The 21019-nt window shown below is 61.4% G+C and carries 25 protein-coding genes and 2 pseudogenes; 15 read left to right on the forward strand and 12 right to left on the reverse strand.

Annotated elements, in window-relative coordinates:
* Positions 1-978: pseudogene (locus CIT31_RS35760) on the reverse strand (hypothetical protein); the annotation flags it as partial.
* A gap of 820 nt (positions 979-1798) precedes the next feature.
* On the opposite strand from CIT31_RS35760, the gene CIT31_RS20870 reads away from it, so the two are divergent.
* Positions 1799-2188, forward strand: a complete 390-nt coding sequence (locus CIT31_RS20870) for an SDR family oxidoreductase (protein WP_245316415.1) — start codon at positions 1799-1801, stop codon at positions 2186-2188.
* Between the two features lies 1 nt (position 2189).
* Here CIT31_RS20870 and CIT31_RS20875 read toward each other — a convergent pair whose 3' ends face one another.
* From CIT31_RS20875 to CIT31_RS20890, 4 genes are all read right to left on the reverse strand, one after another.
* On the reverse strand, positions 2190-2765 hold the full coding sequence (locus tag CIT31_RS20875) for a dihydrofolate reductase family protein (RefSeq protein WP_095520323.1): 576 nt from the start codon (positions 2763-2765) through the stop codon (positions 2190-2192).
* A gap of 128 nt (positions 2766-2893) precedes the next feature.
* Complete coding sequence (locus tag CIT31_RS20880) at positions 2894-3427, reverse strand: SRPBCC family protein (RefSeq protein WP_095520198.1); 534 nt, start codon at positions 3425-3427, stop codon at positions 2894-2896.
* Positions 3424-3813: an ArsR/SmtB family transcription factor gene (locus CIT31_RS20885; RefSeq protein WP_095520199.1), complete on the reverse strand. Its 390-nt coding sequence runs from the start codon at positions 3811-3813 to the stop codon at positions 3424-3426. Before CIT31_RS20885 ends, CIT31_RS20880 begins: the two co-directional genes overlap by 4 nt.
* Positions 3814-3958: 145 nt before the next feature.
* Positions 3959-4594, reverse strand: a complete 636-nt coding sequence (locus CIT31_RS20890) for an ankyrin repeat domain-containing protein (RefSeq protein ID WP_095520200.1) — start codon at positions 4592-4594, stop codon at positions 3959-3961.
* A 335-nt stretch (positions 4595-4929) separates the two neighbouring features.
* On the opposite strand from CIT31_RS20890, the gene CIT31_RS20895 reads away from it, so the two are divergent.
* From CIT31_RS20895 to CIT31_RS20905, 3 genes are all read left to right on the forward strand, one after another.
* Entirely contained in the window at positions 4930-5385 is a 456-nt protein-coding gene (locus tag CIT31_RS20895; RefSeq protein WP_245316416.1) for a histidine phosphatase family protein, read from the forward strand.
* 87 nt (positions 5386-5472) lie between these two features.
* Positions 5473-5865, forward strand: coding sequence for a VOC family protein (locus CIT31_RS20900; RefSeq protein ID WP_029351082.1), 393 nt, complete (start codon positions 5473-5475; stop codon positions 5863-5865).
* Between the two features lie 167 nt (positions 5866-6032).
* Positions 6033-6863: an aldo/keto reductase gene (locus tag CIT31_RS20905; protein WP_165778518.1), complete on the forward strand. Its 831-nt coding sequence runs from the start codon at positions 6033-6035 to the stop codon at positions 6861-6863.
* Positions 6864-7012: 149 nt separating this feature from the next.
* Here CIT31_RS20905 and CIT31_RS20910 read toward each other — a convergent pair whose 3' ends face one another.
* From CIT31_RS20910 to CIT31_RS20930, 5 genes are all read right to left on the reverse strand, one after another.
* The gene (locus CIT31_RS20910; protein WP_095520203.1) at positions 7013-7318 is read right to left on the reverse strand and encodes a hypothetical protein; all 306 of its coding nucleotides are present in this window, start codon (positions 7316-7318) and stop codon (positions 7013-7015) included.
* A gap of 132 nt (positions 7319-7450) precedes the next feature.
* Positions 7451-8254, reverse strand: a complete 804-nt coding sequence (locus CIT31_RS20915; protein WP_095520204.1) for a class I SAM-dependent methyltransferase — start codon at positions 8252-8254, stop codon at positions 7451-7453.
* Positions 8255-8466: 212 nt separating this feature from the next.
* Positions 8467-8655, reverse strand: coding sequence for a hypothetical protein (locus CIT31_RS20920; RefSeq protein WP_029351073.1), 189 nt, complete (start codon positions 8653-8655; stop codon positions 8467-8469).
* A gap of 330 nt (positions 8656-8985) precedes the next feature.
* A complete protein-coding gene (locus tag CIT31_RS20925; protein WP_095520205.1) occupies positions 8986-10236 on the reverse strand; it encodes an NAD(P)/FAD-dependent oxidoreductase in 1251 nt (416 codons plus the stop codon).
* A gap of 10 nt (positions 10237-10246) precedes the next feature.
* A complete protein-coding gene (locus CIT31_RS20930) occupies positions 10247-11635 on the reverse strand; it encodes an aminotransferase-like domain-containing protein (protein WP_095520206.1) in 1389 nt (462 codons plus the stop codon).
* Positions 11636-11946: 311 nt separating this feature from the next.
* On the opposite strand from CIT31_RS20930, the gene CIT31_RS20935 reads away from it, so the two are divergent.
* Genes CIT31_RS20935 through CIT31_RS20950 form a run of 4 tightly spaced genes read left to right on the forward strand, consistent with a single transcriptional unit; the run spans position 11947 to position 16278 of the window.
* Positions 11947-13110: an ABC transporter ATP-binding protein gene (locus tag CIT31_RS20935; protein ID WP_095520324.1), complete on the forward strand. Its 1164-nt coding sequence runs from the start codon at positions 11947-11949 to the stop codon at positions 13108-13110.
* Positions 13111-13115: 5 nt separating this feature from the next.
* On the forward strand, positions 13116-14165 hold the full coding sequence (locus tag CIT31_RS20940; protein WP_095520207.1) for an ABC transporter substrate-binding protein: 1050 nt from the start codon (positions 13116-13118) through the stop codon (positions 14163-14165).
* A 5-nt stretch (positions 14166-14170) separates the two neighbouring features.
* On the forward strand, positions 14171-15451 hold the full coding sequence (locus tag CIT31_RS20945; protein ID WP_095520208.1) for an ABC transporter permease: 1281 nt from the start codon (positions 14171-14173) through the stop codon (positions 15449-15451).
* Between the two features lie 2 nt (positions 15452-15453).
* On the forward strand, positions 15454-16278 hold the full coding sequence (locus CIT31_RS20950; protein ID WP_095520209.1) for an ABC transporter permease: 825 nt from the start codon (positions 15454-15456) through the stop codon (positions 16276-16278).
* 44 nt (positions 16279-16322) lie between these two features.
* Here CIT31_RS20950 and CIT31_RS20955 read toward each other — a convergent pair whose 3' ends face one another.
* Positions 16323-16598, reverse strand: a complete 276-nt coding sequence (locus CIT31_RS20955) for a winged helix-turn-helix transcriptional regulator (RefSeq protein ID WP_342586943.1) — start codon at positions 16596-16598, stop codon at positions 16323-16325.
* Between the two features lie 77 nt (positions 16599-16675).
* Between CIT31_RS20955 and CIT31_RS20960 the strand changes: the two genes are divergently transcribed.
* Together CIT31_RS20960 and CIT31_RS20965 are read left to right on the forward strand one after the other, a co-directional pair.
* Positions 16676-17719, forward strand: coding sequence for an NAD(P)-dependent oxidoreductase (locus tag CIT31_RS20960; RefSeq protein ID WP_245316417.1), 1044 nt, complete (start codon positions 16676-16678; stop codon positions 17717-17719).
* A gap of 7 nt (positions 17720-17726) precedes the next feature.
* The gene (locus CIT31_RS20965; RefSeq protein ID WP_280950350.1) at positions 17727-18125 is read left to right on the forward strand and encodes a GFA family protein; all 399 of its coding nucleotides are present in this window, start codon (positions 17727-17729) and stop codon (positions 18123-18125) included.
* Positions 18126-18184: 59 nt separating this feature from the next.
* On the opposite strand, the gene CIT31_RS34330 is transcribed toward CIT31_RS20965, so the two are convergent.
* Entirely contained in the window at positions 18185-18331 is a 147-nt protein-coding gene (locus CIT31_RS34330) for a hypothetical protein (RefSeq protein ID WP_245316418.1), read from the reverse strand.
* 144 nt (positions 18332-18475) lie between these two features.
* On the opposite strand from CIT31_RS34330, the gene CIT31_RS36110 reads away from it, so the two are divergent.
* The 5 genes and pseudogenes from CIT31_RS36110 (at position 18476) to CIT31_RS20985 (ending at position 20859) form a co-directional block, all read left to right on the forward strand.
* Positions 18476-18631, forward strand: coding sequence for a hypothetical protein (locus CIT31_RS36110; protein ID WP_425350629.1), 156 nt, complete (start codon positions 18476-18478; stop codon positions 18629-18631).
* A 27-nt stretch (positions 18632-18658) separates the two neighbouring features.
* Positions 18659-18823 carry a hypothetical protein gene (locus CIT31_RS36115; RefSeq protein WP_425350630.1) on the forward strand — a complete coding sequence of 55 codons (165 nt, stop codon included), beginning with the start codon at positions 18659-18661 and terminating at the stop codon, positions 18821-18823.
* A gap of 159 nt (positions 18824-18982) precedes the next feature.
* Positions 18983-19453: an Hsp20 family protein gene (locus tag CIT31_RS20975; protein ID WP_095520210.1), complete on the forward strand. Its 471-nt coding sequence runs from the start codon at positions 18983-18985 to the stop codon at positions 19451-19453.
* Positions 19454-19538: 85 nt separating this feature from the next.
* Positions 19539-20038 (forward strand): annotated as a pseudogene (locus tag CIT31_RS20980) (Hsp20/alpha crystallin family protein).
* Positions 20039-20109: 71 nt separating this feature from the next.
* Positions 20110-20859 carry an NADH dehydrogenase ubiquinone Fe-S protein 4 gene (locus tag CIT31_RS20985; protein ID WP_095520327.1) on the forward strand — a complete coding sequence of 250 codons (750 nt, stop codon included), beginning with the start codon at positions 20110-20112 and terminating at the stop codon, positions 20857-20859.
* Positions 20860-21019: the final 160 nt, after the last annotated feature.

The following is a 21019-nucleotide window of genomic DNA, read 5'->3' on the forward strand; positions in this document are numbered from 1 at the left end:
GCTGTCGTTGGCCAGCACCGTGGTGGTGATCGCCGTGTCCTCGTTGCCCGAGGCGGTGTCGTCGGCGATGTCGGCGACCGCATTGACGGTGATTGCCAGCAAGTCCGTGTCAGTGGCTAGACCATCACCGGTTGTGATTGTTAGCGAATCCGAACCGTTGAAATCTCCATTTCCCGTGTAAGTCAGACCGGATAGAATTAAATTGATGTCCGCTGCGGAGCCAACAATGGTCACCGAATTGGTGCCGTTGCCGGTCACGAGCGGGCTGCTCGAGACGTCTAGAGAACCGTGCAGAACTGAAACTGTAGTCGTTAACGTACCACCATCAGGATCTGAAACCGAAACCCCTGGAATTGCCTTTGATACGTCCTCATCGGTCAATTGTACCCCGGCCGGTACGGTGTTCACCGGTGCACGATTGGTGCTGAGATCGATCACGACGGGCGAGAGTTTTTCGATTGCAGAAATTTTCAGATTTATGCTCTGGAATTCATAAATCGATTGATCTGCCTGCCCTGTGCTTTTGTTGACATGGGCCGGTAGCCAAACATTGTTAAAATAGTTAATCTCGGCATTTAGAGCTGCCATAAAGGCAACATCGTTAGACTGCTGTACGCTGATTACAATTTTTAGCGTGTCAATCTCGGTGGTACCACCTTTTACAGTACCATTTCCACCATCGTAACTATCGTACCCGCTGAACGTCGTTACGCCGATTTGCGCGATACCATCGTCATATATGGTTCCCTGGAGTTTGTACTGATTCTCGTACGATACGAAAATAAGGGTGTCATCGCCCGAACCGCCTAGCAAGCTGTCAATACCGCTGCCGCCATCCAGGATATCTGCACCGGAACCACCATTGAGAACGTCGTTCCCTCCCTCCCCTGAAAGCGCGTCGGCCCCAGAACCCCCGATCAATTTGTCGTTGTAGTCAGTGGCCGTGCCAACATAATTGTTGTCGCCATTCGCGCCCATAACACTTCCTCCCCAACACCCAAAATTTACTTTTTATTAGTAATGTTGAATATGATTTCATCAAATTGTCAATGAGAATCGTTGTTGGCGGACCGCGAGTATTTGAATTAATTTGACAGCATCCGGGAAGGGTGTGTGTTGCACTAAGGAACAGCTACTTACATTTGATCCTCGGAACAAATGCTCGTACTGCAGTTCCCAAACGCCGGCCATCAATCTGATGAGCCACCATCTTTCTGACAGTGATGCCCGCAGGCAAACGAAGTTATTTCAACCTAACCTGTCTTGGCGGCGCGTTCGGCGCACTCAGCCTCCGCAACCACTTTCGCGGACTCACCATTTTTGCTCTCCCAGCCAACACATCTATTGATGTCGCAAAATTCTGACGCGTCCGCTGGTTCTGCTTATACTCGACCGCAGTGACTCTTTTCGCCCTTCATTGTGATGATGAATGTTCCGGGGCAAATAATAATGCGAAAGTCAGCATACGCCGGTTCGTACTTCAGCGATCGGAACAGTCTTCTCTCGACCCACAAGTCTCGGCCGCACAAGATTCTCGAGCACATCGGAACTATCTCTGTAGGGGTGTGTGCAAACGTGCCACCACCTGGCAGCGGTATAATGCTGCATTCATGTAACCCATCCCAGCAACTGAAGTTCAACGCGAAAGCAGAACCTCACTGACCGAGAGCGGGCTCAGCCAAACATCGCCGGAAGCACCGCAAGTCCGTGGCGCAGGTGATCATCAGATGGCACCTTCAGGAAGGGCTGATCGTCATTCCAGAGTCGATCCACCAGGAGCGGATCGTCGCCAATTTCGATGTCTTCTGGCCGTCCCACCATTCACGCCTATGTGGCGGCAAAGGCGGGGCTGCACGGGCTGACACGCTCCACGGCCGCTGAGCTGGGCCGTCACGGCATCACCGTCAACGCGATCGTCCCCGGCTATTTCGCTACCGAGCTCAATACCGCGCTTATGAGCGACGAGGCCTTCACCAGATGGGTCGAGACACGAACCCCGGCGGGCCGCTGGGCCCAGCCTGAGGAGCTCGGCGGAGCCGTGGTGTTTCTCGCCTCCGACGCACCGCCTACGTCAACGGACATGTACTGGCCGTTGACGGCGGGCTATCGGTTTCGCTCTGACCTGCGAACTGCCTCGCAGGAAAAATTTCCGCCGGGCAGCGCTGCGACGTCTGCGAAGACCGGCTGAGTTAGCCAATTCCATAGACCAGGCTCACGCGCCCATCCGTGAGCTGCTGAACCTTCCGCAGTTCGAGCCCACGACGATTTCGCGTTGCTCCAAACAGCGCCTTCCCTTCGCCGACGAGCAGCGGATAGACGATCAGCCGCAGTTCATCCACCAGCCCGGCATCGATAAGGCTCGCGGTCATTCGCGCACCGCCCATGAGATAGATATCCTTGCCCGGCTGCTGCTTGAGGGCAGCGATGTCTTCGAGCCTCCGCATGAAGCGCGTCTTTGGCCAGGCCGCTGAGGTCATTGTGTTCGACAGCACATGATGCGGGGTCTGTTCGGCAAAGCGAGCCCATTCGAGCTCCGCCGGCGTCGGCAATTTGCCGGTCATTGGCAGCGGCTTGTCCGGCTCATTCTGGATCGCGCTCCAGTAGCGCTCGTAGCCGGCGTACATTACGCTCCCGAGCAGGCAGGCATCGATTTGCGGCGTCAGCCCATACTCCTCCGACCACGCGTCGACCCAATCGGCGTAACCCTCGGGTCCCTCCATCTTGCCGTCGACGGAAACCTTCATTCCGGTGATCAATTTGCGCATGACTTCCTCCATCGGGCTTGCGAAATGCAAGCACGTCTCATCGTCGGTTCGTTGCTGGTGTGCGAGCCTCCAAGGCCGATGCCGGTGGAGGCTGGGCGGTGACTTCAGGGATGGCCGACGCGATCGTGTCAGGCCGGCAGGCGGCGGTCGTATTCTTCGCGCAGGCGGCTCCAGCCCTCCCAGAAAGAGGTCGGCGTCTTGCCCGCGAGGCGGGCAGCCAGCATGTCGAGGTGCATGTGCCAGCCGGCGGTGACGTTGAGCTGGATTGCGCGTTCCGGCAGCCGGCGATGGACGACGGTGAGCAGCACATTGTTGCCCTTCGGCTCCAGCAAGAAGGAAACGCCGCCGGTGTTTCCCCAGGTGATGGCGAGATTGTAAGGCGGATCGAGCTCTGTGATCCGGCCCTCCATCCGATGCTCTTCGGGAAAGCCTGCAGGGCGCTGGCCGGGCGGGTCGGTCAGCTCGTCGTTACGCCAGACGAACTCGAACGACGTGCCGGCCTCCATTTCCATCTGGCCCGCGGCCATCCACTGCCGACGCAGGTCACTCTCGGTGAGATAGGCCCAGACCCGCTCGATGGGGCCAGGCAAAAGCCGCTGGATGGTGAACGTGGCGGGCTCGGTCAGCTCGCCATAGGCTTCGATGTTTTTCATCTGGTTCATTGGTCGTCTCTTTCTTTTGAAGTGGGCGATTTCCTGGAATCATCCTGGGCTTTTCGTGCGTCCTCCTCGTGAAGGAGACGTTCGAGAACGTCGAGACGGTTGGTCCAGAAGCGCTCGTAGAAGCCCAGCCATTGGTGGGCGCTGGCCAGCGGTCCGGGTTCGAGGCGACAAAGATGCGTGCGGCCCCTCACCTCTCGACGAATAAGCCCGGCATTCTCCAGCGCCTTGATGTGCTTGGAGGCCGCCGCCAGCGACATGGCGAAGGGTTCCGCCAGCTGGCTTACCGTTCGCTCGCCGCCGGCGAGGTCGCGAAGCATCCGCCGGCGGGTGGCGTCGCCAAGGGCATGAAAAACCGCGTCGATCTGGGGTGTCTCTAATTCAACCATGTAGTTGAATATAGAGATAGCTTTCTAATTGTCAACCGATTGGTTGAATGATCTTGGAAGGGAACTCCACAGGCGGCCTGCGGCGATCGAGGACATCGGCCAGTGCAAGACCACGGACATGGTCACTGCGGCGGAAGCGGGACCTTCACTTGCCTTCGAAGAAAGTATGAATCGAGACTTCCAGCTTTTCGATGAGTTGAGGGTTATGGCAGCTTCCAGCCCAGATCAGGGCGTTCAGTCTCATATCCTTGTTGAGAAAGTTCATTTTCCGAGAATCAAGCAGGTATCCCGCGACCTCGTAGTGCCGTCCCTTGATAGCCTCGATAAGCGCGTTGTTTCTTCCGGTCTTGTCAGTAAGATTCACGTCGGCGCCATTCTCGACAAGCAACTTAACGACATCCAGATGCCCGTTCTTTGCTGCTTCAATAAGGGCCGTTCTGCCATAGTAGTCGGCTCTTGCATCGATCTCTATTTCGGGATGTTTCACCAGGGCTAAAATAGAGGCGTAGTGGCCCTTGGCAGAAGCAAGGCTCAAAGGCGTGCTCTTCCATTTGTTTCTGGAATTCACATCGATTGCTGGGTGTTCGATCAACGCCTCGACCGCCGCGGTGCGGGCATTGAGGGCTGCGAGATGAAGGGCTGACCAGCCCCCGCCGTCCGCCTCGTTGATATTGGCGCCGGCCGCCAATTCCGCTTGAACGGCCTCCGCATCGCCCCTTTCTGCCGCGAGCAGCAGATTCGACCAACCTCTCGCCTCTTCGGCTTCCAAGCTCTCGGTCAATGCAGTCGCCTCCCCGAATGCTCCCCGCAGGATACCATTGTTCCGGTTCGGCCGACATCCACCGGATGACCGACCCGCTCGAACTTGAAGCCAGCCCTCTCAAGGCGGAACTGGCCGATGTCCTCCGGCAGCGGGGCCGATAGAAACGAACAGTAAGCGCGCACTCTATCGAGACATTGCCGGCACTTGCCAAAGCCGCTATCGGAAAGGTGAGAAGCAACATGCGAATTGGACGTCGGCGATTTCTTGTCCTGTCGCTCGGAGCGGCTGCCTTCGGCAAGGCACGCGCCACCGAGCCGCTCTGGTCAGCCCTGCGATCCGGAGAAGCCATTGCCTTGCTGCGCCATGCCGCGGCCCCAGGCTCCGGCGATCCGCCCGGCTTCAGACTCGGTGATTGCAGCACCCAGCGGAATCTGTCGCAAGAAGGTCGTGCGCAGTCCCGCGCAATCGGCGACCTGTTCCGTGCGAATGGCATCTCGACGGCAGCCGTCTATTCGAGCCAGTGGTGTCGTTGCCTTGACACCGCTCGCCTGCTCGGGATCGGCGAAGTTGTGCCTCTCGAGCTGCTCAATTCATTCTTTGGCGACAGTTCGGCCGGCGAGAAGCGCACCGCCGCTCTTCTGGCCTGGCTTCGCGGGCAGCGTTTCGGCGGACCAGCCGTCCTTGTCACGCATCAGGTCAACATCACCGGCTTGACCGGCGAGGTGCCGGATAGCGGCGAAATGATCATCGCCCGTATTCATCAGGCTAACCCCGTGCAGGTCATCGGGCATGTTGCCACTCCGGCTTGAGCATCATGGCCTTCGACCCCATCTCGTGCAGCATCGCTTCAGTCGTGGAACGACGACGTGCGAGGAGAGATCAAAGGGAGTGATCGCATGGCTATCGATTTCAACCATACAATACTGCCGGCCCGCAACAGCGAGGCGTCGGCAAAGTCCCTGGCGGAAATACTTGGCCTTCCAGCCCCGAGGCGCTGGGGACCTTTCCAGATGGTCACGACCGAAAACGGTGCCAACCTCGACTACATGGATACCGACGGCGAAATCAGGCCGCAGCATTACGCCTTCCTGGTCAGCGAAACCGAGTTCGACGAGATCTTCGGTAGGATTCGTGAACGGGATCTCCCGTACTGGGCTGACCCTGCCCGGACGCAGCTGGGCGAGATCAATCACCACGACGGCGGCCGCGGCGTTTATTTCGAGGACCCGAACGGTCATCTTCTCGAAATCATTACCCGTCAGTACGGCAGCGGCGGATGGAACCCGTGATTTCTCGGTGACGTAGCCAGGTTTGCGATGGCAAGGACGGCATCGCGCTGGCGGTTGCAATCTTGGCTGCCTGGGCCGGACTTGCCTCCACCTGTCGACTGGGCATTGGCGGATGCCGCGCCCAGATAAGCGCTGCGCTGGGCTAAACGATGCAGAAGGACCTGAGCATGCCTGAACAGATCACATTGAACGACGGCTCAGCCATTCCCCAGATCGGCCTTGGCGTGTGGCAAGTCGATCCGGCCGTCACGGCCAAGATTGTGAGTTGGGGGATCGAGGCCGGCTACAGATTGATCGACACCGCCGAAGGCTACCGGAACGAGGAAGGCGTCGGGCAAGCGATCCGCACTGGTGGCGTGCCGAGAAGCGAGTTGTTCATCACCTCGAAGCTGCGCAACGGCGCACATCAGCGCGACGCCGCCCTTCGGGCTTTCGACGGGACGATGAACAAGCTCGCGATCGAACAGATCGACCTATTTCTGATCCACTGGCCAGTGCCCAGCCAGGGCAAATATGTCGAGGCGTGGAAGACGCTGATCGAACTCAGGCAATCCGGCCGGATCAAGTCGATCGGCGTTTCGAATTTCAACCAGGACCATCTGGAGCGGATCATCGGCGAGACCGGAGTCACGCCCTCGGTCAATCAGATCGAACTCCATCCCCGGTTTCAACAGCGCCATACCAGAGAATTTCACAGCACGCACAATATCCGCATCGAAAGCTGGAGCCCCCTGGGCAGCGGCCGGCTGTTGAGCGACCCGATCCTCGAAAAGATCGCGCTAAAACATCGCAAGTCCGTGGCGCAGGTGATCATCAGATGGCATCTTCAGGAAGGGCTGATCGTCATTCCAAAGTCGATCCGCCAGGACCGGATCGCCGCCAATTTCGATGTCTTCGATTTCGAGCTGGACGCGGAGGACCTCGGCCTCATTCGTGGCATGGATTCATCAGACGGCCGCACCGGGCCGAACCCCGTCACGGCAGCATTCCTGTTCTGAGGGACTGAGGTGAGCTTGAAGAGAAGGAGCCGACGGCGAAGCTGCCAATCTTCCCCTAGTGGGGGAGATGCCAAGTTTTGGGCAAAGAGGGCAGGACAGAGGGGGGCGCTGTCCCGCCGGCCTATTGAAATTAGCCCTTTCCGCTCACCTCATATCCCCGACCCATCCAGCAGCGGGACATCGTCTTCGTCCCAGGGGCTGGGCAATGAACCCTTGCTCAGATTGGCTGTCGGCAGCGGCATCCAGCACTTCAGCTCGGGTTCGGCGTATTCAACCACGCGTCCTGGAGACGAGTCGGAAGCGCGCCAGCCCTCACTGCCGAACTGGTCGGCTCGAGACCAGTAAGCCAGGTCGACTTCCGCCGGCCCCTGTTCCGACGGCCGAACCGTGACCAGGATTCGGCTGCCATCCCTTGGCGCGCTCGACATGTGACGCCACCGATCGGGCTCGTCCATCGTAATCTCCTCGCGCAGTCTGCATCTCGGCTGTCCAGACGAATAGTCGCTTCGCGTACAACGCCGGTCAACCCGAACTTTGCGCAGGACAGTCTATGGTCGGCGGCCTGCCGGTCTGGCGCGGGCTCGCGCTCAAACCTTGGCCTTGACTGCCCAGGCTCTGGTTTTCAGGGGAATGGACCCCTCCTTGCCGCGCGATAGACTATCGCGGAGCCTCTCCATCAATTTCTGGCGAGCTGCGGGGGCGAGACTCATGCAATAGCCGGGCGCCGGCCCTGCACCCAGGGTGAAGGGGTGCCAATAGTCTTCAAAGTCCTTGAATACGGCCGGCATTTCAATCCGCGTGGAGTCGATGGAAACTAGGCCCGCCTTGTCAGCGAGATCGGTCAATCCATCTTGTGTGCAAAATGGAAAACGCCTGTCTTCGGTAAGGTCGATGGCGCCGGGGTCAAGCGCGGTCGCAGCGGTCCAGAAGGCCCGCATGAATTCCACCCCGCCGCCAGGGTAATCCCACACATAGAACCCGATCGTCGCTCCGGGGCGGGCCACCCGCCTCATCTCGGCAAGCGCCTTTTGCTTGTCGGGGATGAAGTTGAGAACGAGCGCCGACACGACCATGTCCTTGCTGCCCGATTCGACAGACAACGCCTGCGCATCGCCTGCGAGAAACTCGACACGTTCGTCCGGCACGTTTGCACGCGCCTTGGCGAGAAAACCCTCCGACGGGTCTATCGACACCAGGCTGCTGGGGTTGCAGCACGCCATGATGGCTGCCGAAAGCGCCCCGGTTCCGCTACCCACCTCCAGCCAATCCAGCCCTTCTGCCGGATCGAGCCAATTCAGAAACAGCGGGGCGATCTGACGGCTCCATCGCCCCATATAGAGGTCATAGCTATCCCCGGCCTGCCAAGCGTCGTGACGTGCTGCCTCAGCCATCGCAATCTCCTCCCCGAGAAATTTCAGACCATTGGGCCGCAACGAGAATACGTTCGCCTCAACTCCAGGAACAGAGGCATAAGAGTGCGGTTCGGGTTCGAAATGCACAGCGGAGGGATCAGACGCTTGACCTCTGCGGTCCCGAGGGAATCGCCTGCTGACGCAGGCGATCGATCGGCTGGTTTCGTAGGCCCTCCTGGCCGGTTCGCCGACTATCGCTGCGTTGCCGCTCTGGGAAATTCCACCACGTCTGCGGGCGGACGCTTGTACTGGGCTGCGGTAATTGCATCAATCAGGATATCCAGAGCCGCACGAGCCGTGCGGCTCGTCTCGTCATCGCCGCGCAAATAGTGGCAGGCTCGTTCAAGATGGAGGTGGGCGGCGGCAAAGTCGCTAGTCATGGATTCTCCTTTTGCCCGCCGTTGGACAAGGATGGCCATCTCGATTTACCCGAAGGCAAATATCCACAGCTGGATTTGAATCAAATATGGCCGGTTAACCGGATCTTCAGCATCTCGAGACGACCTTGCTGCTGCGGACATGTGTTGAGTTCCGCCTCAGGCAACAGACCCGCTCCGGAGACCGGGGCGGGTTTTTGCTTGAATGGTGCTCGGGGTGGAACCGGCATCCGCAATTGGCGCGCAGGCTGGCGTCAGTTTGGGACAGAAGAGAATACCGAACGCCTATCCAATGCTCACGCGCTGCGCTACCGCGGCCGAGCCGACGTACCTTCATGCACCGAAGCGGTCCGCCACAAAGGGCACGAGGCGGTCGCGATCGCCGCGTCCGGCAATCAGGTCGGCGACCAAGCGGGCCGTGATCGGAGCCAAAGTGAGGCCGAGATGACCATGACCGAAGGCATAGATCACCTTGGGGCTGCCACGCGATGGACCGATGACCGGCCGGGAATCGGGCAGCGACGGCCGGAACCCGAGCCATTCCGATGAAGGCCGGCCGAGTTGATTAAAGAACTGCCTGACACCGCGATCGAGCAGCGCCAGCCGGCGCGGATTTGCCGGCGCTGCAAGCCCGCCGAGTTCGACAGTTCCGGCGACACGCAGCCGGCCAGTCATCGGCGTCATGTAGAAGCCGAGATCGACAGGACAGACTGGACGATTGAGCAGAGGCGCTTTGGTCGGGAATTCGAGATGATAACCGCGTTCGGTCTCGAGCGGGATCCTGTCGCCGGCCTGCATGGCCAACGCCCGCGATTGCGCGCCCGCGGCGACCACCACCGTGTTCGCCTTGATGAGAATGCCGGAACCGTTGAGCCTGACACCGTCCGCCTCGACCCGCAGCCTGGCTACAGCAGCCTGCGCTACCGACACGCCGCGGGCGGTCCCGGCATCGAGCAGCCGCCGCATCAGCGTCTTTGGATCGGTAACGTTCATCGAATCCGGGAAGTACAGGCCGCTGGCCCCGGTCGGGGGCAGGCTCGGCTCCAGCGCGGCCACCTCCCCCGGCGTCAGAACCTCTTGATGGACGCCAAACCCCGCGCGCAGCGCCCTGCCCCCAGCGGCCTTGGCGAAATCGCTTTCGCGACGATACAAGTAGAGACAGCCGTTGCGGCGCAGCAGGTCGGCCACATCGGCCTCCTTCACCATCTCCTCCCAGGCCGGCAGAGCCTCCGCCAAAAGGCCGGCGAGCGCCAGCGCATTGGCACGGGTGGCCGTCGGAAGCGACTGCCGCACGAACTGAACCAGCCAGGGCGCAAGCTGCAACAGCGCCGGCCAGCGCAAGGCGAAAGGGCTGTCCGGATCGAGGAGCAGTTTTGGCAGCGCGCGTAGCAGGGCCGGGTTGCCGACCGGCATGCAGGCATATTCAGCGAGCGTTCCGGCGTTGCCGAATGAGGCGCCGGAGCCAGGCTCGTTGGGGTCGATGAGCAGCACCTCGCGCCCCTCGGCCGCAAGCCGGAGTGCCGTTGCCAAACCGACAATGCCGGCGCCGACTATGGCGACTTCCACGGTTTCCGGTGCTGCCACGAGGGAGCCCCTAGACAAAGCCAGGCAGTTGCAGATGCCCGGCCGCGAGCAGTTCGGCCATGGTGTTCAGGGCCGTGCGCAAATCGTCGAGCGAGCGCGCGGCGCCGACATTGATGCGTACCCCGTGCTGCACCGGCTCGCGCCCAACCGCGAAGGCATCGCCGGGAAGAACGGCAACGCCACGTTCCAGGCAGGTGCGAGCGAAACCCGCGCCCCGCCACGGCTCCGGGAGGCGCAGCCAGGCATGGGTCGAGGTGGCGTGGCTCTGAACATCGTACCGGCCGAGGATTTCGGTAACGATGGCCTGGCGTTGGCGAAGCTCCTGCTTCTGGGCTTCGATGATACGCGCCGCCGCGCCCTCTTCTATCAGTCGCGCGCCGATCAGCGCGGTCAGAGGGCTGATGCTCCAGCAGTTGATGCGCAAAGCCGCGGCGACCTGGCCGGCTATGGCGCGTGGCGCGATCACAAAACCGAGGCGCAGTCCTGGGGCAACGCACTTCGACAAGGCACCGATGTGAACCGTCAATTCGGGCTCGAGGCTGGCAAGCGACGGCGGCGGATTGTCCGCCAGCGGGCGGTAGACGTCGTCCTCGATGATGAGGACGTTATGGCGACGGGCCACAGCCACCAACTCGTGCCGGCGTTCCTCGGGTAGCGTGATGGTGGTCGGGTTGTGCAGGGTCGGCACCAGGAAGACCGCGCGCGGGCGGAGCTGCGCGCAGGCCGCCTCGAACGCGTCGGCCCGCATGCCGCCACGATCCATGGCGACGCCTCTGAGCTCTAACCCATGCACCCGGCACAATGCATTGATGCCCTGATAGGTCACTTCGTCGGCGAGCACGACGTCGCCCTGCCTGGTCACCGCGCCAAGCACACAGTCCAGCCCATGCTGCGCGCCCGCCGCCAGCACCACCCGGCCGGGATCGCCGTCGCCTGCCGCCGGCCGCATCCACTCGGCGATTGCCTCTCTCGCCCACAGCGGCCCCTCAGGCGGGTGATAGTCCTGAAGCGTGACGTAGTGCCGGTCCTTGGACAGGCGCGGCAACAGCAGCACCAGCGCGTCGAGATAGGCCGAGGTCGCTGGTCTGTTGACGGATAGATCGATGACACCGGTGTCTTCGCTCGGCGCCGACACGAAACCTGGTCCTTCGCCGCCGTTGCGGGCGGCGACCGTGGTGCCGCGCCCGGGCCGCGCTTCGAGCAGCCCCCGCTGCTGCAGCGTCGACAGCGCGCGCGTCACCGTGGTGACGTTGATGCCCAGTGCGCGGGCAATCTCGCGCTGCGGCGGCAGCCGGTCTCCAACGGCAAGCGTGCCGGCTGTAATCCGTTCGGCAATAGCGTCCGCAAGGCGCCGGTAGACCGGACCTTTATCCGAGGCGAGTTGCAGGTCCTGAAGCATGCGGATTGGCTGGTTTCGGTGTGTTGCTCTGGCTACTGGCGCATCTAGCATAAGACAATGCTCCGGACAATAGCACTTGTCCGGTACACCTTTTCAAAATTCGCCTGAAACAATCTCACACAATCCCGAAGAAAGCCGCTTGACGGGCGAACTTGTCTGCATCTATGGTTGCTTTAGCGATTGATTGTGTGAGCATACAAGTTTGTTTGCCGCCCTTGCGCGGCCAGCGTCATGCGAGACCGACCCATGGACGGCAAGCACCACCTCGTTTCGACAAGCGGCCATTGCCGCCGCTCATCGGATTTCCGTCCGTGATCGCCGAAGCAACAGTCTTGCCAGCCGACAGCGCCGCTGCGGCACCGGATGCCGGCCGGCAGGGATTTGTCGAATTCGTCGATGTCGAGAAATCCTATGACGGCCGGACTTTCGCGGTGACACTGCTGAACCTCAGCGTGGCGCGCGGCGAGTTCCTTACCCTTCTCGGCCCCTCTGGTTCGGGCAAGACGACGACGCTCAACATGCTCGCCGGCTTCGAACGGCCGACCGGCGGCGTCATTACGCTTGAAGGCCGGTCGGTCGACAGGCTGCCGCCCTACGAACGCAACATCGGCATGGTGTTCCAGAACTACGCGCTGTTTCCGCACATGAGCGTCGAGGAGAACGTCGCCTTCCCGCTCTCGGTCCGCAAGATCACCAAGGCCGACGTTGCATCCCGCGTCGGCCGCGCGCTCGACATGGTGCGGCTGCGGCAGTTCGGCGACCGGCGGCCGGCACAGCTTTCCGGCGGCCAGCAGCAGCGTGTCGCGCTTGCCCGCGCGCTGGTGTTCGAGCCAAGCCTGGTGTTGATGGACGAGCCACTCGGCGCGCTCGACAAGAAGCTGCGCGAGCATATGCAGCTCGAGATCAAGCAGCTGCACACGATGCTCGGCGTCACCATCGTCTATGTGACGCACGACCAAAGCGAGGCGCTGACCATGTCGGACCGCGTTGCCGTGTTCAACAATGGCGGAATTGCCCAGCTCGGCTCGCCGGATGATCTCTACAACACGCCGCAGAGCTCCTTTGTCGCGAGCTTCATCGGCGAGAACAACACGCTGGAAGGCAAGGTCGAGCGCACCTCCGGCAAGGAGTGCCGCGTCGCGCTGGACGGCGGCGGTTCGGTCGCCGCGCTGGCCATCGGAGTCACGGAGGGTGCGCCCTGCCATGTCGCCATCCGCCCGGAGCGGCTGAAGCTTGCGCCCGCTTCGAACGGAGCAAATGCGCTAGCCGCCACCGTCGATGGCCGCATCTATCTCGGCGACCACCAGCGTCTTCTGGCCAGGCTGGAAAACGGACAGGTGCTGACCGTCAAGGTTGGCCCCGAAGCGACCATGGGCAACGGGGAACCGGTCACGGTTTCCTGCGCGCCCAACGACTGCCGTGCCTTTCCGGCCGATGCCGGGACGGGCGGTTCCATCTCGAAAACAGGGGAATAAGAACAATGAGAATCACAAAGGCCCGGCTGTTCGCCTTCGCGGCAGCCACAGCATTCATCACCATGGGACATGCCGCCTTCGCCGACGAACTTTCGATCATGGCCAGCGGCGGCGCGTGGCAGGATGCCCAGCGCAAGGCATGGTTCGAGCCGTTCAGCAAGGAGACTGGGATCAAGATCGTCGAGCAGGAATATCTTGGCGATCTCGGCAAGGTCAAAGCGATGGTCGACACCGGCAACGTGCCGATCGATCTGGTGACGGTCGAGACCGCGACCGTGCTGCAGGGTTGCGACGCCGGCATTCTCGAGCGGCTCGACTATTCCAAGATCGCCCCCCGTGAAAAGTTCATCGAAGGTTCCGCACTCGACTGCGGCGTCGGTCTCGACGCCTATGGCGATGTGCTTGCCTATGACCCCAACGTGCTGAAGGAGGCGCCAACCTCGGTCCTCGACATCTTCGACACGACAAAGTTTCCGGGCAAGCGCGCGATGCGCAAGTTTCCGGCACAGAACCTCGAATGGGCGCTGATGGCCGACGGTGTCGCGCCGGCCGAAGTTTACGAGGTGCTGGCAACCCCCGAAGGCGTCGACCGTGCGTTCAAGAAGCTCGACACCATCAAGCAGGACATCGTCTGGTGGGATGCCGGCGCGCAGCCGCCACAGCTCCTCGCATCCAAGGAAGTGGTGATGACAACCGCCTGGAACGGCCGTATCCAGAACGCCATCGACAAGGACGGGGCGCCGTTCAAGATCGTCTGGAACAACCAAATCCTCGAATACGACATGATCGCCATTCCGAAGGGCGCCAAGAACCCGGAGTTGGCCTACAAATATCTTGCCTATATCAGCCAGCCGGAAATCAACGCCAAGCTCGCCAGCTACATCACCTACGGGCCGGTGCGCATCGATGCGGCCTCCTTTGTCGCGCCGGACGCCCTGCCGAAATTGCCGAACGCACCTGACCACATGACCGCTTATCTGGTCGCCGACACCGAATTCTGGGGTGACTATGGCGAGGATCTGGTCAAGCGCTTCAACGCCTGGCTCGCGCAGTAGGGAAAATGTCGGCGCTTGAGCCCACGAAACTGGACCGGCCGCGGGCAAGCCGCGACTGGTCGGCTGCCGATTCCGGCACAGCAAAGTCGGTCGCGGCGGCGCTTCGGCGCGCCGATCTCGGCGACCGGCTGCGATCGCTGGCGCTGGCGGCGCCTTTGCTCGTGCTGCTGGCGTTGAGCTTCGGCATCCCGATTGTCCTGCTTCTGTCGCGCGCCGTCTATGATCCGACGATTGCCGACGCCTTGCCGCAGACCAGCCAGGCATTGCGCGGCTGGAACGGCACCGGACTGCCCGACGACGCTGCCTTCCTGGCTCTTGCCGCCGACCTCCGGAGCAATCAGGCCAAGGGCACCGCCTATGAACTCGCCAAGAGCCTCAACGCCCGCCTGCCGGGTGCACGCAGCCAGGTGCTCAAGACGGTGCGCCAACTGGAAGCCGCCGACAGGCCGCCGCTGGAGGTGATGAAAGCCGTGCCGTTCTGGTCGGCGCCGGGCACATGGCCGGTCATCGAGAGCGGCACCCATAGCGTGACGTCGTTCTACCTTCTGAGCGCGCTTGATCTGCGCTGGAACGGCGATGGCGGCATCGAAAGGGTGTCACCCGAACAGGCGATCTTCGTGCAGGTGTTCATGCGCACATTTTTCGTCGCCGCAGCGGTGACGCTGGCCACGCTGATACTGGGCTTCCCCCTCGCCTACCTCATCGCCTCCGTGCCCAAGGGCCTCGCCGCCATCCTCATCGTCGCGGTGCTGTTGCCGTTCTGGACGTCGATCCTGGTGCGAACCGCGGCCTGGACGGTGCTCCTGCAGAAATTCGGCTTGGTCAACGACCTGCTGCTGTGGCTCGGCGTCGCCGACGACCGGCTCGACCTGATGTACAGCCGCATCGGACTGATCATCGCCATGACCCACATCCAGCTGCCGTTCACGCTGCTGCCGATCTACAGCGTCATGCGCACCATCCAGCCTTCGCAGATGAAGGCTGCCTATTCCCTCGGCGCAAAACCTTATACTGCGTTTCGCCGCGTCTATCTTCCACAGGTCTTTCCGGGCGTGATGGCCGGCTGCCTGCTCACCTTCATCCTCTGCCTCGGCTATTACATCACGCCGGCGCTGATTGGCGGCGCTAGCGACCAGCTGATCAGCAATTTCATCGCCAGCTACGTTAATGTCGAACTGAACTGGGAGATGGCGGCGGCGCTCAGCTTCATCCTGCTCGTCTTCACCCTGGCGCTGTTCGGCATCTTCGCCCGCATCCTCGGCCTCGACCGCCTCAAGCTGGTGTAGCCATGTTGCTGTCTTCCTACCCGACGACAGGCGAAAGAATCCGCATCACCCTGCTCTGGCTGTGGTGCGGCATGGTGATCCTGTTCCTCCTCGTGCCTATCCTCGTTCCCGTTCCCCTGTCGTTCAACAGCGGCGCCTTCTTCATCTTCCCGCTGGAGGGAATTTCGACACGCTGGTACGAGGTCGTGCTTGGAACCCAGCGCTGGCAATCTGCGATCGGCAACAGCCTGATCGTTGCCTTCGGCACCACGCTGATCGCAACGACGCTGGGCACGTTGACGGCAATCGCGCTTTCCGACGAAAAGTTCCCCGGTCGCCGCATTGTCATGCCGCTTTTGTTGTCGCCGCTGATCGTGCCGGTGGTGATCACCGCCGTCGGCTCGTATCTGTTCTACGCACGTGTCGGACTTGCCAGCACCTATGCCGGCATCATCCTGGCGCATACCGCGCTCGCCAGTCCGTTCGTCGTCGTCACGGTGGGAGCGAGCCTCACCGGCTTCGACCGCAATCTGATGCGCGCCGCCGCCATCTCCGGAGCAAGGCCCATCACATCGATTTTCAGGGTCATGCTGCCGCTGATCCTGCCCGGCGTGCTGTCAGGGGCCGCTTTCGCCTTCGTCACCTCGTTCGACGAGGTCGTCGTGGTGCAGTTCCTGGCCAGCGCCAATCAGCGCACTATGCCGCTCGAAATGTTCATCGGGCTGCGCGAGAAGCTGAGCCCGGCAATCACCGCCGCCGCGACGCTGATGATGGTGTTGTCGATTGTGCTGCTCGTCGTCGCCAATCTTCTGGCCCGTCGTGGCAAGCAGCGACCGCGCATCGACTAGGAATCGTGCGGCGGTCGGCCAGAACCTCTATAGGTCTGCCCGGGTCAGGCCGCTTTGCGCTGCGATTTCCATGTCTCGTGGTGCTTGCCCCACGCCGACATGACTGTCACCGCATCGTTTAGGCTAAAGCCGAGCGGTGTGATCGAGTATTCCACGCGAGGCGGCACCTCCTCATAGACGCGCCGGCTGATCAGCCCGTCGGCTTCCATCTGCCGCAATTGTTGCGTGAGCACCTTCTCGCTGACGCCAGGCAGCAACCGTCGCAGTTCGGCGAAGCGGTACGGCCGCAGGTGCAATCCCACAGCAGCGAGGTTTTCCACTTTCCGCCGATGGCCTGCAGCGCAGCAGCAAAACCGCAGCTGTCTGGTTCCTTGCGCCTCATTTGGCAGCTCCTGTCATGATGGCGATAGCTTACCTCAAGGTGCGTACTTCTCAACGCAGCAAGAATTTATATCTTCGGATCGAGCGCGCCAAACATAAAACGGACCCTTGTCGAGAGGGCCATCAGTCTGTCGGAGAAGTTATTATGATATCAAATGTCTGCGTCCTCGGCGCGGGCCGAATGGGCTCGTCCATTGCTCGAACGCTGCTCGACCGCGGCTGTCCAACATGGGTCTGGAATCGGACCGCGGCAAAGTGCGAGCCATTAGCGGCTCTTGGCGCGAAGGTCCCCCCCTCGGTGGAGGCTGGAATTGAGGCGGCCGAACTCGTGATCATCAATGTTCTCGACTATGCCGCCAGCGAGGCTTTGCTGAAGCGAGGTGACGTCGCTTCGGCATTGGCCGGGAAGGCCGTCGTACAACTCACCTCCGGCTCACCGCGTCTGGCGCGGGAAGAAGCGCGCTGGGTGGAAGCGCATGGTGCCGGCTATCTGGACGGGGCAATCATGGCAACTCCGGACTTTATCGGCAAGCCAGAGACCGCAGTGCTTTATTCGGGTTCTCGCGACGTTTACGAGAAGCACAAGCCCCTGCTTTTCGCACTCGGCGGCGGCACGAGCTATGTCGGGGAGCTGCCGGGTCAAGCCTCGGCGCTTGATACCGCTCTGCTCACTCAGATGTGGGGCGGGCTCTTCGGAGCGCTCCAAGGCATGGCCGTCGCCGAGGCTGAAGGTCTCGACCTGGCGACGTTCAGGAGCCATCTTTCCGGATTCAAGCCGGTTGTCGATGCCGCTCTGTTCGACCTGGTGGATAGAACGAATGCACGCCGTTTTGCCGGCGACGACGCGACCCTGGCGTCATTGGGTGCCCACTACAGCGCCTTCCAGCACCTGCTTGAGGCATGCGAGGAGCGAGGCCTCGACGCGGCTATGCCGCGCGCCATGGATATGATCTTTCGGCAGGCGCTCTCGCTCGGGAGCATGGAAGATGATTTTGCATCCCTCGCACCCCTGTTTCGAAATGGCTCGCCGCGCCAGAGCGGGGCGCCCGCGAATGCATAGCGGCAAGATGAAACGAACCGCGACCTGCTCATGCCAGGCTGTGGAACTTGTCCTCGCCGGAGAGCCGCGACGCGTCTATGCGTGCAGTTGCATGGAGTGCCAGCGCTGCACCGGAACGGCGTTGTCATACCGGGCCATCTACGCCGACTCTGCCCTCATCGGCCACAAAGGCGAGACCAGATCCTGGCGCAGAACCGGCTCGTCGGGACAATGGCTGGAGCAGACATTCTGCACGACGTGCGGCTCGGTCGTCTTCATGCGGGCAGAAGGGCTGAAGAATGCGCTGTCGGTATCGGTCGGCTGTCTGGAGGACCCGGAATTCCCGCCCCCGACAATGCTCCATTGGCCTCACAGAAAGCATAGATGGCTTTGCTTGGAAGGCGTGCCCGAAGCAGCCGCCTCTTGAGCAGCGTGTCCTCCCCGCTCGATCATCGGGCGAGCCGGCCACCCAACCAGATCAACCCTTTAGCGGACCACGAGGAAACGCCGTTCTCCGCCGCGAAACAGGTCGAGCGCGATCGTTCCGGCAGTTTGGCGCAAAGCCGCGGTCAACTCGGCCACCGTCGAAAGCGGCTGCCGATTGACGGCAAGGATCATGTCGCCAGGACGCACCCCGATCGCGCCCGCGCACGCAGTTATCGGGGCCTTGGAGTCTCTTGAAATTTCGGGGAAGGCGCCAAAATTTCAGTCGGGTGAAACTCTCGCGAGCCACCGAAGAACGTCCACAAAGGAGAATGTTGAAGCGGAGGACCATCGATGGAAGGAGCTACTATTCCCCCGATTGCGGCTGAAACCCCTGATCTTTTTCTCGACCGGCTGCTCCACCCGGCGCGGCACTTCGAGCGTCCGCAGGACGTGCTCACCGACATGACGTTGGACGTCCGGGAAAAGCGTGCCATCCTTTCATCCTAGGCATCAGATGCCTGTGCGGTAGAATCCGTGCCGGCGCTGCGTATGCCGCCGGGCGCGACCGCACCGGTCACCTTCGACGCGATCATGGAGGCGTTGCGCCACTTGGACGAGTTATTCCGACAAATCGGCAGTGGCCGCGAGGCTGACGGCTCAACCGTGACCGGCTTCGCAGCCACGGTCAACCAGCTCTAACCCGCGTCTCACTGAAAATTTTCCTAGTGCCTCTTGAAGGCGCAACGCACTGTTCTAAATCAACAATCGCCGGTCGCCGAATGGGGCCGGCGCAGTCCAGGAGGCGTCAAGGCTCTTGGCGCCATCCTGTATCCATGTTGCTCAAAGGAGGATGTGGCTATGAGGACGAACCTCGATTTTACACCCCTGTTCCGGTCAAGCGTCGGCTTCGACCGCATTTTCAACATGCTCGAGGATGCGAGCCGCGTCAGCACCATCGACAACTGGCCGCCTTACGACATCGCCAAAGTTGGTGAGGACGACTACCGCATCACGATGGCAGTGGCTGGGTTCTCGCGGGATGAGCTGACGATCACTCACCAGCCCAATATGCTGGTTGTGAGCGGATCGCAGACCGGTGAAGACAATGGCGAGTATCTCTACCGCGGCATTGCCGATCGAGCCTTCGAGCGTCGGTTCGAACTGGCCGACCATGTCAAGGTAGCCGGCGCCAGCCTCGAAAACGGGCTGCTCACCGTCGATCTCAAGCGCGAGATTCCCGAAGAGATGAAACCGCGCCGGATCGCTATCGGCGGCAGCGCGGCAAAGGCGAAGCCGCAGCAGATCGAAGGCGAGAAAAACGCGGCTTGATGCATCGCATATCTGAAAAGGCAAGGCACCGGCGCTCGTCGGTGCCTTCCAGAGGCATGTCTGCTGAACATGGAGGTAAATGACCATTAATATGCGTGATCTCATTCCCTGGGGCCGCAACGGCAGTCAGACCCCGAGCGCCATAGCGGCGGCGACCAGAACCCGTTCCTTTCGCTCCATCGCGAGGTGAACAGGTTGTTCGACGATGTTTCGCGGACGTTTGGCACGCGCTTTCCTTCCCTCGGACAGCTCTCGCCGTTCAACGGCGGCTGGCCCAAGGTGGAGATTTCGGAATCGGATACCGAGCTTCGCGTCACCGCCGAGGTCCCTGGCATGGAAGAGAAGGACATCGAAGTCCTGCTCGACGACGACGTACTGACCCTGCGTGGCGAAAAACGGTCGGAAACCGATGAGAAGGATTACTCCGAGGGCTTCTACGGTCGCTTCGAGCGGCGCATACGCCTCGGCTACGAGGTCGAGGACGACAAGGTCAAAGCGTCGTTTACCAATGGCGCGTTGACTCTGGCGCTGCCGAAGAACCCGAACGCGCAGTCAAAGGTGAAGCGCATTCCGATCAACCACTGATGCATGGAGCAGTCGGAGGCGGCTGGCCGCTGCCTCCGGCGCATCCTTCGCCAAATGGGAGGGGATGGATGATGCAGAAGCAAGAAAGTGAAGTCACACGAGTTGTAGAAAATCTCGAACCGGCAAACGACAACGGCAGGAGAGCGCTGTGGGTCGGCAGATCCGAGTTCCCGCGCCACGCGGTCGCGCGGATCTACAAGCCTTGCCGCTCAGCCATGACCTCGGGCCGCGCCCGGCCGAAAGGCTGGCGGCTGGTGTTCGAGCGCCGTACTGCGCCGGTCATCGAACCGCTGATGGGCTACACAGGAGGCGGAGACACACTGACCCAGGTGGAGCTTGATTTTCCGACGCTTCAGGCGGCCATCGACTATGCCGAACGCCAGGGCCTTGCCTATATCGTCCAGGGTAATTCGGCGGCCGCGACACCCGGCTGCGCATTGTCGGATGCTGAGAAACGGCTGCAGGCCGGTGCAGATGTGGTCTGGAATCGCCTTAAGCTGGCTTGGCTGCAAAGCAGCTACGGTGCTGTGTCCCAGGCCCCGCATTGCGGATCGGCGCTGACAGACCCGGAGGCGCTCTATGCGTCGCCGATGGACGTGGTCGCCGACCCTCTTCTGACCGTCGAAGAGAAACGCTCCATCCTGCGCAACTGGGCATGGACCGAATATCTGGTCGATCTCGCAACCGGTGAGGGCATGCCGGAGAACGAGCAGCCGGCGCGGCTCGACGAAGTAGGGCCGGCACTGCTCGCACTGGAGCGCCGGATTGCGGCAGCGAAAGATTCCCTTCCAGTTCCTGCACCCAGCTATGGTGCAGCTTGAGGTGCCGATGCCATTGTTGCCGCCCTCGCCGCCTGCAGCCTTTGGTTTGCGGGTCACCGTCCGCTCCGCAGCCTGACGCTTTCAAGCGGCCTGTCGGATGTTCCCGGACCGGCTTTTTTGTGCTTCGGCCACATTGACCCGGATGCCGTGACGGTTCGGC

Origin of the sequence: Mesorhizobium wenxiniae (assembly GCF_002284535.1) — a bacterium.
Taxonomy (GTDB): domain Bacteria; phylum Pseudomonadota; class Alphaproteobacteria; order Rhizobiales; family Rhizobiaceae; genus Mesorhizobium; species Mesorhizobium wenxiniae.